This is a genomic window from Paenibacillus sp. S29, from assembly GCF_049319765.1.
In the GTDB taxonomy this organism is placed as follows: Bacteria; Bacillota; Bacilli; order Paenibacillales; family Paenibacillaceae; genus Paenibacillus; species Paenibacillus polymyxa_B.
Window position 1 is genome coordinate 292,982 of the sequence record NZ_JBMOUI010000004.1, and the last position, 13,903, is coordinate 306,884.

Genomic DNA, 13,903 nt, shown 5'->3' on the forward strand with positions numbered 1-13,903 from the left:
CACCTCTTCTTCATTAAGTAGCACACCATTGAACATTTCATTATGGACGGGACGGGAATCCTCCTACGGTTGCAATGTAGTAATCTACATTCGGCATCGGAGAGGCTCCACGCAAATCAGGCAATGCAAATGTGGTTGTTCCATTCCCCCCGAAATTATTACCCAATAGACTGAACAGTGCTGTATTTTGCGAAATAGATAAGAGCTGACCTTCACACTTTAGCCATCCATTGGGAGCGAACGTGTAAGGATACATCGTAATTTCCCCAAGATAAGGTTCGGTCGATGCTTGAGCCTGTTTGGGACTGATCGCCGTTCCCCCTAACAAAATGACCGCTAACAAACTCAACACAGCGGCTTTCTTCCAAAAATGCTTCTTCATACCTACAACTCCTTTTTAGATTCGAATAATGGCCCACGAATTCAACAAATTTGTGACATTAGTCATAGAATGAATAGATATTATCATGGAATTCCACATTTGGCACTACAGTTCATCTATCAAATTCACCTTTTTATTCCTTTTGTGAGTAAAGAAATTTATTCCATTGTCCATGCATCTTTTTTCTAATCCAGGTAAATCTATATACAAATCATCTGGAAGTGAAGGAGGAAAGAGTGTGTGGCAGGTCATCGGAACTCATATACCCAAATGGAACGTGTGGATGGAAGCCTTCTTTTTATCCATCATCCCTTTGATTATTTTTCTGACAGTACGACAAATCAGAGCGATGGATGGTCGAGAGAGCAGACGTATGGAACGATTAAAGCTTTTAGAAGAAGAAGACCGTTCGCAGCATGCAGATCATAATCCGTCTGTAAGTGAGGCTGAGAAGGAAGAGGGAACCTTTACCGAAGATTATGAAGCCAATGTAGCAAAAATCAGACAAGCCGTCACGGATATGTCGGACGTGAACGAACGATCCATTTTTCTGGAAAAATTGAACGCTGTAGGCACACTTTTTTTTGTGGATGGATTGACAGACAAGGTTGGCATGGATCAGAACATTTTAAAGCCACTAATGGATTGGGGCAGCTCCGGAGAAGGCGGGGAGGATCTTCCGAGAGGAAAAGAGCTTCGGGATATGTTTATTCGTCAGGTCATGCTGGTATCGGAGACTCAGTATACGTTAGAGGTGAAGTTCTCCTTGCAAAAGGTGCTGTTCGGTTCAGTCATACTCATGATACAGGGCATACCGGGTGCTTTTGTGCTGGGCACACCCAAAGGGAGCACACGAGGGGTGGAAGACCCCATATCGGAATCGGTGCTGCGGGGACCGCGAGTTGGTTTTACCGAGACCCTTAGCGACAATACGGCAATGCTGCGCAGGCATGGAGAAAGTACAGAACTGGCCATGTCGTCCTTCAAAGTGGGCAAAAGAGTGGAAAAGCAGCTGATGGTGGTGTATTTCAGAGACATTGCCGACCCCGAGCTTGTGGACGAGGTGAAACGGCGGGTCAAAACCATTGATATGGATGAGGTGTTGGAGTCGGGCTATGTGGAACAGCTTATTGAGGATAATTTTCTTAGTCCCTTTCTGCAAATTCAAAATACGGAGAGACCGGATCGGGTCATGGCTGCATTGCTGGAGGGACGTGTGGCGATTCTGCTGGATGGTACACCTTTTGCGCTCCTTATGCCTGTGACGTACGGGATGATGCTCCAGTCTCCCGAAGATTACTATGAACGATGGATACCGGGGTCGCTTATTCGATTTCTTCGTTTTATGGCAACTACGATATCTCTGTTCGCCCCGGCGCTCTATATCTCCTTTATCTCGTTTCATCCCGGACTGATTCCAACCAAGCTGGTCATTTCCATTATCAGTGCGAGACAGGGGGTTCCGTTTTCGACGCTGATTGAGGCCCTAATTATGGAAATTTCCATCGAAATTTTACGCGAGGCAGGACTACGGCTGCCCAAACCCATCGGTCCAGCGATGGGCATCGTCGGTGGTCTGATCATTGGACAGGCCGCTGTTGACGCCGGGATTGTAAGTCCGATTCTCGTTATTGTGGTAGCAGTCACGGCAATTTCTTCCTTTGCCTCCCCTGTATACAGCGCTGGCATTTCCATGCGTGTTCTGCGCTTTGGAGCCATGTTCACGGCGTCCATCTTTGGCTTGTATGGCGTGATCATGTTTTTCCTGATGCTGAGTATTCATATGGTTAAATTACACAGCTTCGGCGTGCCGTACCTTAGTCTGACGGCCCCTCGTTCGTTCAAGGACTGGAAAGATTACTTCGTACGAGCACCGTTGCAATTTATGAAAAACAGGCCCATTCTATTGAAGCATAAAGACCCTAAACGACAAGGATGAGCTCAACACAGGAGGGAGCAAGATGGCCCGTAGGAAAAAAACGGATAAAATTACGACATTACAGACGACGGCAATTGTGGTTTGCTTTATGCTGGCTGCCGGGTTGCTTACTCTTCCCAGAGTAGCCGTTGAAGCTGCAAAAACACCGGATGCGTGGATATCTGTCATTATAGCAGGGGCGGCCACTTTCCTGTTCGGTTGGATTATAGTTAAACTAAGTTCGCGGTTTCCAGAAAGTACCTTTTACCAGTATGTGCAGCGGATAACAGGCAAAGCCTTTGGCAAAGTGATTGGCATGTTGTACGTTATCTATTTTGTGGGCATAGCCGCATACGAAATTCGGTCTGTCGAGGAAGTAACGTCGTTCTTTCTGCTTGAGGGAACTCCTGCGTGGGCAATTTCAGCACCTTTTATGTGGCTCTCTCTGTATCTATGCATGGGGGGAGTAGGTTCATTAGGTAAAATAGGTCAAATGATATTCCCGATTACGGCGTCTATCTTTTTGTTAATATGCATGCTGAGTTTAAATATTTTCGAACTAAATAACTTGCGTCCCGTCTTGTCGGAGGGGGTAATGCCAGTGCTTAGAACGCTCAAAACTACATTTCTGACATTAACGGGGACAGAGTGCTTGCTGATTATTCTTTGTCGGATGGAAAAACCGGAGAAAGCAACCAAGGCGATCGGGATGGCGATCGGGATCGCGGTCGCTTTTTATACAGCTACGTTGATCCTGTGCATTGGGGCTTTTTCAATGGAAGGAGTCTTGAGCAGAACCTGGCCTTTTTTAGATTTGGCCCGCAGTTTTGAAGTGGAGTATCTGTTATTGGAACGGTTCGAATCCTTATTGTTGACCATTTGGATCATGCAAATTTTTGTTACATTCAGCATAGCTTTTTATTGCGCTTCGCTCGGAGTTTCTCAAATTCTGAATAGATCTTATTCCAAGTTGCTGTTTATCTTGCTCCCGCTCATCTACGTCCTGTCCCAAATTCCTAAAAACCTGAATGAGTTATTTTCTTTTGGGACGATCATCGGGAATGTCGCTTTCGTTTTAATCGCTCTGTTTCCACTGCCACTGCTGCTTATTTCTCGCTGGAGAGGGGTGCGGTCATGAAGAGAGTCCGGTCAGGGTTACTCGGGATGGTGGTTCTCCTGATCATATGCAGTACACTTTCAGGTTGCTGGAGCAGCTCTCCCGTGGAGGATCTAAATCTGGAGACAGGCATTGCTATGGATATAGCGACAGAATCTTCACAAGAAGAGCAAATTAATCAGAAAGGAGGAGATTATCCGAAAAAAGAGTTAATTACGGGAACCTTTCAATTTATCATCCCAGAGGAAAGCGGCGGTTCCAATAGCTCCTCACCGCAAGCTAAAAAATTTTTTAATATTACAGAAACAGGGGATTCCGTTTTTGAGATGTTAAGAGAGATTTCATTGCGAACCAACCGACCGCCCATTGGGCAACATTTGAAAACGGTTATTATCAGCTCCAGTCTGCTTCGCAAGATCCCGTTGTACGAGCTGCTGGACTTTTTCTTGGGGGATAATGACATTCGGCTCAGCGTCCAGCTACTGATTAGTACAGACAAGGCGAGCAATGCGCTTCAGGAAAAAACTCCTGGTCAAATTCCTGCCTATATCTTAAAGGATATTTTCCAAAATCGTAAACGGAACGCACGGTTGATAAAGCCCGTGGCTTTGGTTAAAGTGGTCGGGCCCATGAAGGGTAAGGGAAGCTTTATATTACCCAATGTCATTACGGCGGAAAATGAAATCAAGCTCGCAGGTGCGGGAATCATCAAAGGAAAGACGCAAACATACGGTGGTTTTCTGAATGAATCAGAGGTCGAGGGTCTTATGTGGATCAAGGGCCAATTGGTTGGAGGCGTGTTGAAAGGTAACGATCCTCAAACCGGTAAAAATATAGCCTATGAGATCAAAGCAGTGAAAAGCAGGATCAAGGCCATCGTTCAGGGGGACGACATTTCCTTCCAAGTAAAAATGACCTCAGAGGGGCGCGTTTCCGAGGTTTTTAACAAGAAAGAAAATTTGCGCAGCAACGCTGTGCTCGGACAAGAAGAAAATATCTTTCAGGAGAAAGTGAATTCATTAGCTGAACAAACTGTAGCCAAAATGCAAAAGCTGCAGGCTGATGTCGGAGGTTTCGGAGAAGCCTTGAGGATTCAGCATCCTAAAGTTTGGCGTAAGGTCAAAGAGGATTGGGATACCACTTTTAGTACCATTCCCATACGTTTTAGCACAGATATCCATATTGAAGATTACGGCTCTTCGATTACGACGGCAGACTAGTTTGTATGTATTTTAGAAAAACCTTCAATACCACGAATCTACGTGGTGTTGAAGGTTTTTTAGGCTATTCAAACAGGGATAGTGTATCTTCCAGCCACGTAATATAGCTTTCTTCCCGATTAATGGCACGGCTCAGCACCAGATAATGCCCGAATTGATTAGAACCGGGGGCCTGAAGGTTCTCGTCCAGCCGTTGGAGGGATTTCTTACTTTCGTACAGATATTCCAGCTTCTCTTTACGTTTGGTTATCTGGTCCTCGAACAATCGCTTGTTCTCTTCCTTGGGGATGGCTGCTGAGAAATACAGCATGAGCATAAACTCATCCTTTTCCGTTTCTGGTAACTCTTTGGGACTTAGAAGCCATTCGGTCAGTTCTTGGGTTCCTTTGGGGGTAATGCAGTACAGCTTTTTTTCCAGCTTGGCTCCTGTAATGGAGGTGCGATATTCAATAAGCTCCTCTTCGGTCAGCCTTTTTAACTCAGGATAAATCTGACTGTGTTTGGCGCTCCAAAATTGTCCGATTTCCTTTTTGAATTGACTCGTAATATCGTAGCCGCTCATTTCCTCTTTATGAACCAGGCCCAAAATGGCGTATTTTAATGTGCGTTTCAACGTAGCTCTCCTTGTCAAACGTTATTTGACACTAGTATACCATAGTGCTACAATTTATATGTATTTAAAAACATGTTTAATATTACATGTTTTGAATTGAATATTTATTATTTTTGGTCTCCTATTCAATTCATAAAAACTTATAATTTAGGAAAGAAGGATGCAAGATGGACAAGTTTATCGGCAGCCACATGATCTACACTTATGAGAATGGTTGGGAGTACGAAATATATATTAAAAATGAAGATACGATCGATTATCGCATTCATAGTGGTATGGTAGGCGGCCGCTGGGTACGTGATCAGAAGGTCAATCTGGTGAAGCTGGTGGAAAATGTGTATAAAGTATCGTGGACCGAACCGACAGGCACTGACGTTTCTCTGAACTTTATGCCTGAGGAAAAACGTATGCATGGCATTATTTTCTTCCCTAAATGGGTTCATGAGCATCCGGAAATCACTGTGCGCTATCAAAACGATTTTATTCCGCTGATGGAGGAATCGCGTGAAAAGTATGAAACGTATCCGAAGTATGTGGTTCCTGAATTTGCAGATATTACATTCATCGAAAATGCGGGTGTGAACAACGAACAATTAATTTCCCAAGCACCTTACGCAGGAATGACAGACGATATTCGTGCAGGTAAATTGCAAGTGTAATCAACTCTGTGCTGAAAGTGTAAAAGCCTGGCCTGTGATAAACAGTCTCAGGCTTTTTTACGTGAACTGGAAAGTGGATTGACAATGGAGTTGTGGACGATATCTAGAATGAATAGTAGACCAGGCCATGCACGATGAGATAAGAACGACTAATCCGAGAGGGGAGGATAGTCGCTGTTGGGGAGAGAATGTGCAGGTTCGCATGGGCAGTCAGATCGGATAAGGCAGATAGAGCCAGCTCTGTTTTATCAGGTCCCCAGTGATCAGCGTGGTGCTGAATATATTGCTCAGCCTCGGTTAAGGACAGACCCTTGAGCGAGGTAAACACGGAAGCCCAGCGGACGAGGTCAAAAGCGCCTTTAATTTTAGGTAGCTCATATTCCGCCAGACCTTGAGCGCCGTTACACGACATAGTAAGCAAGCCACAGCAATGGTGTTGATAAGGTTTTGAGTCAGGAAATTGACGATAGTCGTATTGAATCATTTCCATGGAACCAATGCGTAATTGGGTCGCTTGGGACGTTGTGGGCTGGGCAAGCGTCATGCTCATGCTAGAACGGCCTCCTTCATGGATTCACTGTAAATAGGGATGGAAGAATCATACGTCACAAAGGATGTAATGTAAATCACGGATACAAGTGTAAAATGGGGATATGTAGCGAAAAACGAGCTTTAATGTCAATGGAAACGGATACTTGCATCCATTTCTTTTGTTATCTTAGGGAACGTCTTTATATCATAAAAAAACAACCCCAGATCTCCCCAGGGTCGTCTCTACTAAAAATATAGTTCAGCATTTCGAAAAATGCTTGTTTTGCTGATCACACGGGTGTGACGTCCTGAATTTCCTCTTCTTCTTTCCAAATCACATTCTCTCGATAGTTTGATCCCCAATCGTACATTGCTCTCAGTACCGGAATCAGGCTTTCGCCATGCTCTGTCAGTGAATATTCCACATGCGGAGGGACGACAGGATAGACTTTACGCAGAATGAGTTTATCTTCCTCTAGTTCGCGCAATTGGTTGGTCAGCATTTTTTGCGTAATGTGGGGGATTAGCTTCTTCAATTCACCAAACCGCTTGGTGCCTTCCATACCGAGATGCCACAAAATAATCAGCTTCCATTTTCCACCGATGACCGCGAGAGTCAATTCCTTATCACAATTAATCAGCTTCAAATCAATCCGGTCTTTTACAGTAGTGATATTCATCGACCTCCTGTCCGTAGTTATTCCAAGTATACTATCTATAGCTACTATACGCAAAAGGATATACATCCATTTTGGAAACTATGCATATGCTTGGGCACTTATAGACCGGACAGGGATACCTAATGATGTGTGCAAGACTGGAAGAGTCCAGAAATCTGCGGCGTTAAGAAGGAATCACAATAGTGTTAAAGGACTCCGGCTCCAGCTCCAAGCGGTGTGTTGTTTCACCGAGAGACAGATTCAGCACACGCGATTCCTTGAACGGATTGGCGATGACTACCACCCTTTGCCCGTCTGTATTTTGAAAAGCAACTGCATTTCCAGTCCATGAGCCACGAAGTCCGATGCGTCGGGCACCCGGTAATACAAAATGAGAAAAGTGCTTCATGACGTAATATTCTGGATTCAGGATAGGTTTTCGATCCGCCGGATCAACGGTGATCATCGAATTTTGCTCCCAGCCCCATGTACTCTTGCCTTTCGGTTCCAAAACCATATTCCAGTAAATATAAGCATTTACGCCATTGGTGAAGTAGTGCTGGTACAGATTATATACATATTTGGCGTAGTCCCATGAGTTTTCTCCGTTCCCGCATTCATTTTCTGTTTGCATGTAACGAAGCTCAGGATAACTGGCAACGGTGCGCTGAATGGCATTTTTGCCTGCCCACTGGTAGCCTACGCCTTTAATATATTTGTAGGCCTCGGGGTCACTCAACACGGTATGGGCATACTCATCGAATCCGGTCGAAGTCTTCTTCATTAATTCCTCCCACGGATCGGGTGCGTTAATGGTGCCCAGCCAAATTTCCGTATCCAGTCCGTGTTCCTCAAAAGCAGGGCCCAAATAGTCGCGAATAAATTCACGCAGTTGCTCTCCGGTCCATACACAGGAAGGGAACTTCTGATCGGCAATGACTTCATTTTGAACATGAATCTGATGGATCGTAATACCTGCCTCGTGATAAGCCTGAACAAATTTGACAAAGTACAATGCATACGCTTTCAAAATATCCTTTTCCCAGCGCAGCGTGCCGTAATTGTAGGCTTTCGGTGATTTCATCCATGTCGGCGGGCTCCAAGGTGAAGCGAACAACTTCAAGTCCGGATTGAGTTGTAACGCTTCCCGAATAAAAGGAATGAGATATTGCTGATCACGCTCAATAGAAAAGTGCTTCATCTCCACGTCACCGTCTGTTTCATTGTGGCTGTACCACTCCAGCGCGTAGTCACTCGCTCCAATAGGAAGTCGGCAAATCGCAAATTTGTGCTCGCCCGCTGGATGAAAGAGAGAATGAAGCACCCGATCTCGTTCGTCTTTTTCCAAATGGTTCAGGGCCACATAACCTAATTCATTAAAACAGCCACCAAATCCTTCGACAAGCTGATGTGTTTCTCCCGTAAAGACTAGATTGGCACTCTCTTGAGTATCGGTCAAATGATGAGCTTGGGATTGCCAAGCTTTAGCTTTGGAAGTGGAAAACCACTGAATGGTTTGATTACTCATGTATTACCCTCCTGTTCAAGCTTTTTGTATCTCTTCTTATTATAGGGTAGGATCATAGGAGATGAGATGGTCTGAGCCACGACAAATTTGCCCTAATCCAAGGTTGAATTTGCGGATGAGAACTTCTGCTGATAAGAAGTGTCAAGAACACATAAAGTACACATGTCTTTGATATGCTGGTGTCCTAGAATGACCGAAAGAGGGAAGTCGATTGAAGAAAAGAGTTCTTCTCGTGGAGGATGAAATACGTATTCGTGAAGTGATTGCTGACTATTTTAAACAGAATAATTGGGAAGTCTATGAAGCAGGCAATGGAAAAGATGCACTGATCTGGTTTGATTCGGTGCAGCCGGACCTGATTATACTCGATATTATGATGCCGGAACTGGATGGTTGGGAAGTGTGCCGCCAGGTGCGTAGCCGCTCAGGTGTGCCGATCATTTTGTTGACAGCCAAATCCGGTGATGATGATAAAATATTAGGCTTTGAACTGGGAGCCGATGATTACGTGACCAAACCTTTCAGCCCCAAGGTGCTGATCGCCCGCGCCAACGCGCTGATGAAACGGGTGGAGGGGCATGTACAGCCGGAGTCGCATATTTTGCGGTTCGGCAGTGCCATTCTCAACACGATGGCTCATCGGCTTGAGGTGGATCAGGCGGAAGTCGAGCTGACGCCCAAGGAGTATGAGTTGCTGCGGCTGCTTATACATAATAAAGGCATAGTTATTTCACGGGATGCGATACTGAACCGAGTGTGGGGCATCGACTTTGAAGGAGATACACGAGTTATCGATACGCATATCAAAAAGCTGAGAAGTAAGCTAGGCCGTGAATCACGCCATATCCGCACGGTTTTTGGTACTGGCTATAGGTTTGAGGAGGAAGAATGAACAAACGGGGAGTTACCTTTAAGTTGTTCATTATGACGGTTGTGTTTTTCCTGTGTTTTTACGGTATGGTGATTTTAAGTCAATTGCTGTTTTTTGAAAATTTTTATCAGGAACAGAAGATTGGTCGTGTGGAAAGCCGCTTGCAAAGCTTCGGTCAAAGTTATGTCCAGGAGGCTTGGGGATCGGGCAGGGTTTCCCGTGAGGCAGCTCGCTTTATGCTTCAGAATAAAAATCAGTTGGCAATTGTAACGCTGGACGGCAAAGTAAAGCTGGATGATGCGTTTCATATCAATCTAAGAAAAGCGGATGGTAAAATCGTTAAAATATCGCTGTCTCTGTTTATGAGCGAGTACGGAGATGAACTGAGAGCTGCTCGGATTCAGCCCGGTGATACGGTAACGGTTGAAGGTGAGGGATTGGGAACGGACGGCATCTCTACCGCCAATTTAATTTATCCAACCGGCATACAGAAGCTTGGTTTCAAAAATATAGGATCGACTTCGGAAGAGGCAAGCACAGATGGCCGTGTAAGGTTTTCCGGTACGGTGATAGAGATTGTACTGCCGGATCTGAAAACATGGAGTCAGCGACAAGGCTTACTGTTTAGTGCGCTGGAGGAATGGTTCCCTTTATCGCAGGCGCATCTGGAGAAACTTAAGAATTTCGAAGTGTTGGAGGAAGAGTGGACGGAACCTTGGACAGGGGTACGCAATGCAGTCATAGTCCATCCTGTTCGTCAGGACACAGGCGAGATCGACCTCCTGTTCACAGTGACATCGTTGCAGGAAATTAGTGAGACGAATGAAGCTCTGCGCTGGTTTTATCTGTACCTAGGGATCGGGGGATTTGCACTCATTCTGATTTTGTCCCTGTTCTATTCCCGGATGGTGACCCGTCCGCTCATTGCTTTGAATAATACCGCCAAGCGGATGGCTAAGCTCGATTTTACAGCCCATACACCAATCCGGCAGAATGATGAACTGGGCAGCCTGTCCTACAGCATGTATACCCTGTCCCAGAACCTGGACACAGCTTTGCGCGAGCTTCAGGAGGCCAATCAGCAATTGGTGGAGGACATGGAACAGAAGCAGAGGATGGAGGCTGTGCAACAAGACTTTTTTGCGAACGCTTCTCATGAACTGAAAACCCCGCTGAGTATCATTAAAGGCTTCGCAGAAGGATTACAAGATGGGGTTAGCGCCGGGAAGCAGGATCATTATATGAAAGTCATTGTAGAGGAAGCGGACAAAATGGAGCGATTGGTCAAAGATATGCTGGACCTCGCCAAATTGGAATCGGGTACCCTCAAGCTTCGCAAGACGACCTTTATCTTGAGTGAGCTGGTGGAGGAGGTCGTGGACAAGTTATTCCATTTGTTGAAGGAGAAAAAGCTGGAAGTAGTCATTATCCCCGCCAATGAGATGCCGATCCATGCCGATGTAGGATGGCTGGAACAGGTGATTATCAACTTTGTTGTCAATGCCATACGACATGCTGAGGAAGGAAGCTCGATCACGATTCGCATCGAAGGTGCTGGGGAAATCAGTTTTTTTTCCATTGAAAATAAAGGTGAGACCATTCCTGACGATCAACTGGAGCAGATATGGGATCGCTTTTACCGGGCCGAGCTGTCCCGAAGTCGCCAGACAGGTGGGACAGGGCTCGGGCTGTCGATCGTCAAACGAATTTTGGATTTGCACGAATTTCGCTATAAGGCGGAGAATACCAAGGACGGCGTCCGTTTTGTTGTTATATTCGGAGGCTAAGCTATGGCAAAGGAGTTAAGAGTATGAAATGGAATTGGTTGCCCTCACTATGCACGATTGCAAACCTGGGGGCAGGGGTCTTATCCCTGTATTTCACGATTCATGAGCAATACATGACCGCTTTTATTCTCGTGGTGGTGGCTGCTTTATGGGATGTATTAGACGGTTTACTGGCAAGGCTGTTGCATTGCTCCAGTGATTTTGGCAAACAGCTCGATTCGCTGGCGGATGTTGTCTCATTTGGGGTTGCCCCTGCTTTCTTGATCTTGTTATACAAGCTGGGAGATACCCATTGGATAGGACCGCTTGTGGCTGTTTTGTTTGTCATATGCGGTGCGGTAAGATTGGCAAGATTCAACCTAATGGCTTTTAGCAAAGGCTTTGTAGGTATGCCGATTACGGCGGCGGGTGTGATTTTGTCCTTTATGTTTTTGTGGAGTGAGCATTTGAAGCCGGGGTTGTTGCTTGCATTAATGGTAGTGCTGTCGTTCCTGATGGTTAGCCGTATTCCCTTTCCGTCCTTCAAAAAATAATCGGTCAGGAGGTGGCTCCCCTATGGAATGGGTCATCAGCATGATTACACAATACGGATATATCGCTATTTTTGCTCTTCTTGCTCTTGGGATTATCGGCCTACCGGTTCCAGATGAAATTATTATGGTGTTTGTCGGCTATTTATCTTCTATTATGGTACTGAATTATTCGGTGTCTATATTAGTCAGCTTCATCGGTGCAATGACAGGGATGATGATCAGCTACACGCTAGGCAAAAAGCTGGGTCAGCCCTTGGTGGATAAGCACGGCAAGTGGGTTGGATTGACACCGAAGCGATTTGCAAGAGTTAAGGGGTGGTTTGCACGCTTTGGGTTGTGGACCATTTTGTTCGGTTATTTTATCCCAGGAGTCAGACATGCGACAAGCTATTTGTCGGGCATTAGTGCGATGCCTGTCCGAAAATATATGCTGGTGGCAAGCGCAGGTTCTCTGATATGGACGCTTATCTTTATCTCCATTGGTTATATTGCAGGGGCGAATATAAACTTTCATTAAGGTGACCCCAAAAGTAATGTAGCATTTTTCACGTATACCACCGATAATATAAATAAAGATACTGTACAACCAGTGAGGGGATCTGTATTGAATGTACTAATGAAGTATATTGAGAAGTTACCGAGTTTTCTGCAAATGATCTTGAATATCTCGCTGTTTCTGGTCGGGCTGATTTTAAGCTTCTTACTGCTAAAAGAAACATGGTCCATTTTTTCTTATGTTTTTTTGTACGCAGAGACCGACAAAAATTACTATGAATTCACGGAAGAGTTGCTTGTGTTTTTCTTGTACTTTGAATTCATAGCATTAATAGTTAAGTACTTTAAAACCAATTTTCATTTTCCATTACGTTATTTTATCTATATTGGGATCACGGCTGTCATCAGGCTCATTATTGTAGATCATGATGATGCTAAAAATACATTCTGGTGGTCTATTGCTATCCTAGTCATGGTAGGTTCTCTATTGATCGCTAACAGTAAATTGTTAAAAAGAGAAAGTTGATGCTCAGGAAGATTGCAAAGTTGACAGTCAAGTGGGAGAGAGGGAATAAAGACGAATGGTAAGAAACTGGATGAATCATGCGGGCGTCAGGCGGGTAGCCGTCCTTGCGATAATCGTTTTGCTGTTGTTTATGTTAAGAAGCATGATGAATATTATGTTGTTAACACTGCTGCTTACGATCTTGATTGGCAGTATATATAACGGAGTGAATAAGCTGGTCAAGCGGTTCGTCAATGTGCCGTCAATGATCGTGCTACTACTGGTGTATGGTTTGCTAATTCTGATTATGGTGTGGGGCGTTTACCGAATGGTGCCGCTAATCGTTGTACAGGTCAAGCAGGTGTATCTCATGATTCAGCAAGCGTATATGTATCCTGATCGTAATCAATGGAACGAAACGATTATCGAATTTATGGACACGCTGAATGTTCAGCGGCTATTTGAGCCTGGCCTGAGTGCAGTGATGAAGGTCAGTCAATTGGGAACACAGCTTCTGGTGTCGATTATTTTGAGCTTGTTCTTCCTGATGGAAAAATCCTATATTACACGTTTTACAGCTACGTTTGTAGATAGCAAGCTGGGTTGGTTTTTCAAGGAAGTGGGTCATTTTGGCCGTATGTTTCTGGGTACGTTCGGGAAGGTATTGGAGGCTCAACTGCTGATTTCACTTATTAATTGTATATTGACCACGATTGCGCTCTGGATTATGGGCTTCCCTAATCTGCTCGGTCTTGCGCTCATCATTTTCGTACTGGGATTGGTTCCGGTGGCAGGTGTGTTTATCTCACTGGCACCGCTCGGCCTGATCGCTTTCAGTGTCGGCGGCATTCAATATGTGGTTTATCTGGTTATTCTGATCGTGGTGATTCATGCGATTGAGGCCTACTTCTTAAATCCGAAGCTGATGTCATCCAAAACGAATTTACCGATCTTCTTTACCTTTGTCGTACTTATTTTCTCTGAGCATCTGATTGGAATTTGGGGCTTGATTGTAGGTATTCCGTTGTTTGTTTTCTTCCTGGATCTGATTGGGATAAAACGCAAGCAAGAGAAGGATACTTGAT

Annotated in this window: 15 protein-coding genes; 10 read left to right on the top strand and 5 right to left on the bottom strand. The window is 45.0% G+C overall.

Annotated features, from left to right (window positions below; translation table 11 throughout):
- Positions 1 to 40: 40 nt before the first annotated feature.
- Positions 41 to 382, bottom strand: coding sequence for a phage tail protein (locus ACL9RM_RS09075; protein ID WP_061831253.1), 342 nt, complete (start codon positions 380 to 382; stop codon positions 41 to 43).
- A 238-nt stretch (positions 383 to 620) separates the two neighbouring features.
- Here ACL9RM_RS09075 and ACL9RM_RS09080 point away from each other — a divergent pair, with 238 nt between their 5' ends.
- The 3 genes from ACL9RM_RS09080 to ACL9RM_RS09090 are packed head-to-tail and all read left to right on the top strand — an operon-like array spanning position 621 to position 4,637.
- A complete protein-coding gene (locus ACL9RM_RS09080; RefSeq protein WP_250267396.1) occupies positions 621 to 2,321 on the top strand; it encodes a spore germination protein in 1,701 nt (566 codons plus the stop codon).
- Positions 2,322 to 2,343: 22 nt separating this feature from the next.
- Positions 2,344 to 3,438, top strand: coding sequence for a GerAB/ArcD/ProY family transporter (locus ACL9RM_RS09085; RefSeq protein ID WP_250267397.1), 1,095 nt, complete (start codon positions 2,344 to 2,346; stop codon positions 3,436 to 3,438).
- Positions 3,435 to 4,637, top strand: coding sequence for a Ger(x)C family spore germination protein (locus ACL9RM_RS09090; RefSeq protein WP_250267398.1), 1,203 nt, complete (start codon positions 3,435 to 3,437; stop codon positions 4,635 to 4,637). Before ACL9RM_RS09085 ends, ACL9RM_RS09090 begins: the two co-directional genes overlap by 4 nt.
- 64 nt (positions 4,638 to 4,701) lie before the next feature.
- Here the strand turns inward: ACL9RM_RS09090 and ACL9RM_RS09095 are convergent, their stop codons facing one another.
- Complete coding sequence (locus ACL9RM_RS09095) at positions 4,702 to 5,250, bottom strand: PadR family transcriptional regulator (RefSeq protein WP_323873136.1); 549 nt, start codon at positions 5,248 to 5,250, stop codon at positions 4,702 to 4,704.
- Positions 5,251 to 5,417: 167 nt separating this feature from the next.
- Here ACL9RM_RS09095 and ACL9RM_RS09100 point away from each other — a divergent pair, with 167 nt between their 5' ends.
- On the top strand, positions 5,418 to 5,909 hold the full coding sequence (locus ACL9RM_RS09100; RefSeq protein ID WP_013308656.1) for a phenolic acid decarboxylase: 492 nt from the start codon (positions 5,418 to 5,420) through the stop codon (positions 5,907 to 5,909).
- 103 nt (positions 5,910 to 6,012) lie between these two features.
- On the opposite strand, the gene ACL9RM_RS09105 is transcribed toward ACL9RM_RS09100, so the two are convergent.
- The 3 genes from ACL9RM_RS09105 to ACL9RM_RS09115 all read right to left on the bottom strand — a co-directional run bounded on the left by ACL9RM_RS09105 (position 6,013) and on the right by ACL9RM_RS09115 (position 8,627).
- Positions 6,013 to 6,459: a hypothetical protein gene (locus ACL9RM_RS09105; RefSeq protein ID WP_250267399.1), complete on the bottom strand. Its 447-nt coding sequence runs from the start codon at positions 6,457 to 6,459 to the stop codon at positions 6,013 to 6,015.
- 271 nt (positions 6,460 to 6,730) lie between these two features.
- Positions 6,731 to 7,120: a winged helix-turn-helix transcriptional regulator gene (locus tag ACL9RM_RS09110; RefSeq protein ID WP_061831260.1), complete on the bottom strand. Its 390-nt coding sequence runs from the start codon at positions 7,118 to 7,120 to the stop codon at positions 6,731 to 6,733.
- A gap of 163 nt (positions 7,121 to 7,283) precedes the next feature.
- Positions 7,284 to 8,627 (bottom strand): glycoside hydrolase family 30 protein, encoded by a 1,344-nt coding sequence (locus ACL9RM_RS09115; protein ID WP_250267400.1) that lies wholly within the window; start codon positions 8,625 to 8,627, stop codon positions 7,284 to 7,286.
- Between the two features lie 211 nt (positions 8,628 to 8,838).
- On the opposite strand from ACL9RM_RS09115, the gene ACL9RM_RS09120 reads away from it, so the two are divergent.
- From ACL9RM_RS09120 to ACL9RM_RS09145, 6 genes are all read left to right on the top strand, one after another.
- On the top strand, positions 8,839 to 9,519 hold the full coding sequence (locus ACL9RM_RS09120) for a response regulator transcription factor (RefSeq protein ID WP_250267401.1): 681 nt from the start codon (positions 8,839 to 8,841) through the stop codon (positions 9,517 to 9,519).
- A complete protein-coding gene (locus tag ACL9RM_RS09125; RefSeq protein ID WP_250267402.1) occupies positions 9,516 to 11,285 on the top strand; it encodes a sensor histidine kinase in 1,770 nt (589 codons plus the stop codon). The genes ACL9RM_RS09120 and ACL9RM_RS09125 overlap by 4 nt, the downstream gene beginning before the upstream one ends.
- A gap of 23 nt (positions 11,286 to 11,308) precedes the next feature.
- A complete protein-coding gene (pssA, locus tag ACL9RM_RS09130) occupies positions 11,309 to 11,818 on the top strand; it encodes a CDP-diacylglycerol--serine O-phosphatidyltransferase (protein WP_025677988.1) in 510 nt (169 codons plus the stop codon).
- 22 nt (positions 11,819 to 11,840) lie between these two features.
- Positions 11,841 to 12,335: a DedA family protein gene (locus tag ACL9RM_RS09135; RefSeq protein WP_013308662.1), complete on the top strand. Its 495-nt coding sequence runs from the start codon at positions 11,841 to 11,843 to the stop codon at positions 12,333 to 12,335.
- A gap of 87 nt (positions 12,336 to 12,422) precedes the next feature.
- On the top strand, positions 12,423 to 12,839 hold the full coding sequence (psiE, locus tag ACL9RM_RS09140) for a phosphate-starvation-inducible protein PsiE (protein ID WP_081330719.1): 417 nt from the start codon (positions 12,423 to 12,425) through the stop codon (positions 12,837 to 12,839).
- A 55-nt stretch (positions 12,840 to 12,894) separates the two neighbouring features.
- Complete coding sequence (locus ACL9RM_RS09145) at positions 12,895 to 13,902, top strand: AI-2E family transporter (RefSeq protein ID WP_061831264.1); 1,008 nt, start codon at positions 12,895 to 12,897, stop codon at positions 13,900 to 13,902.
- Position 13,903: the final 1 nt, after the last annotated feature.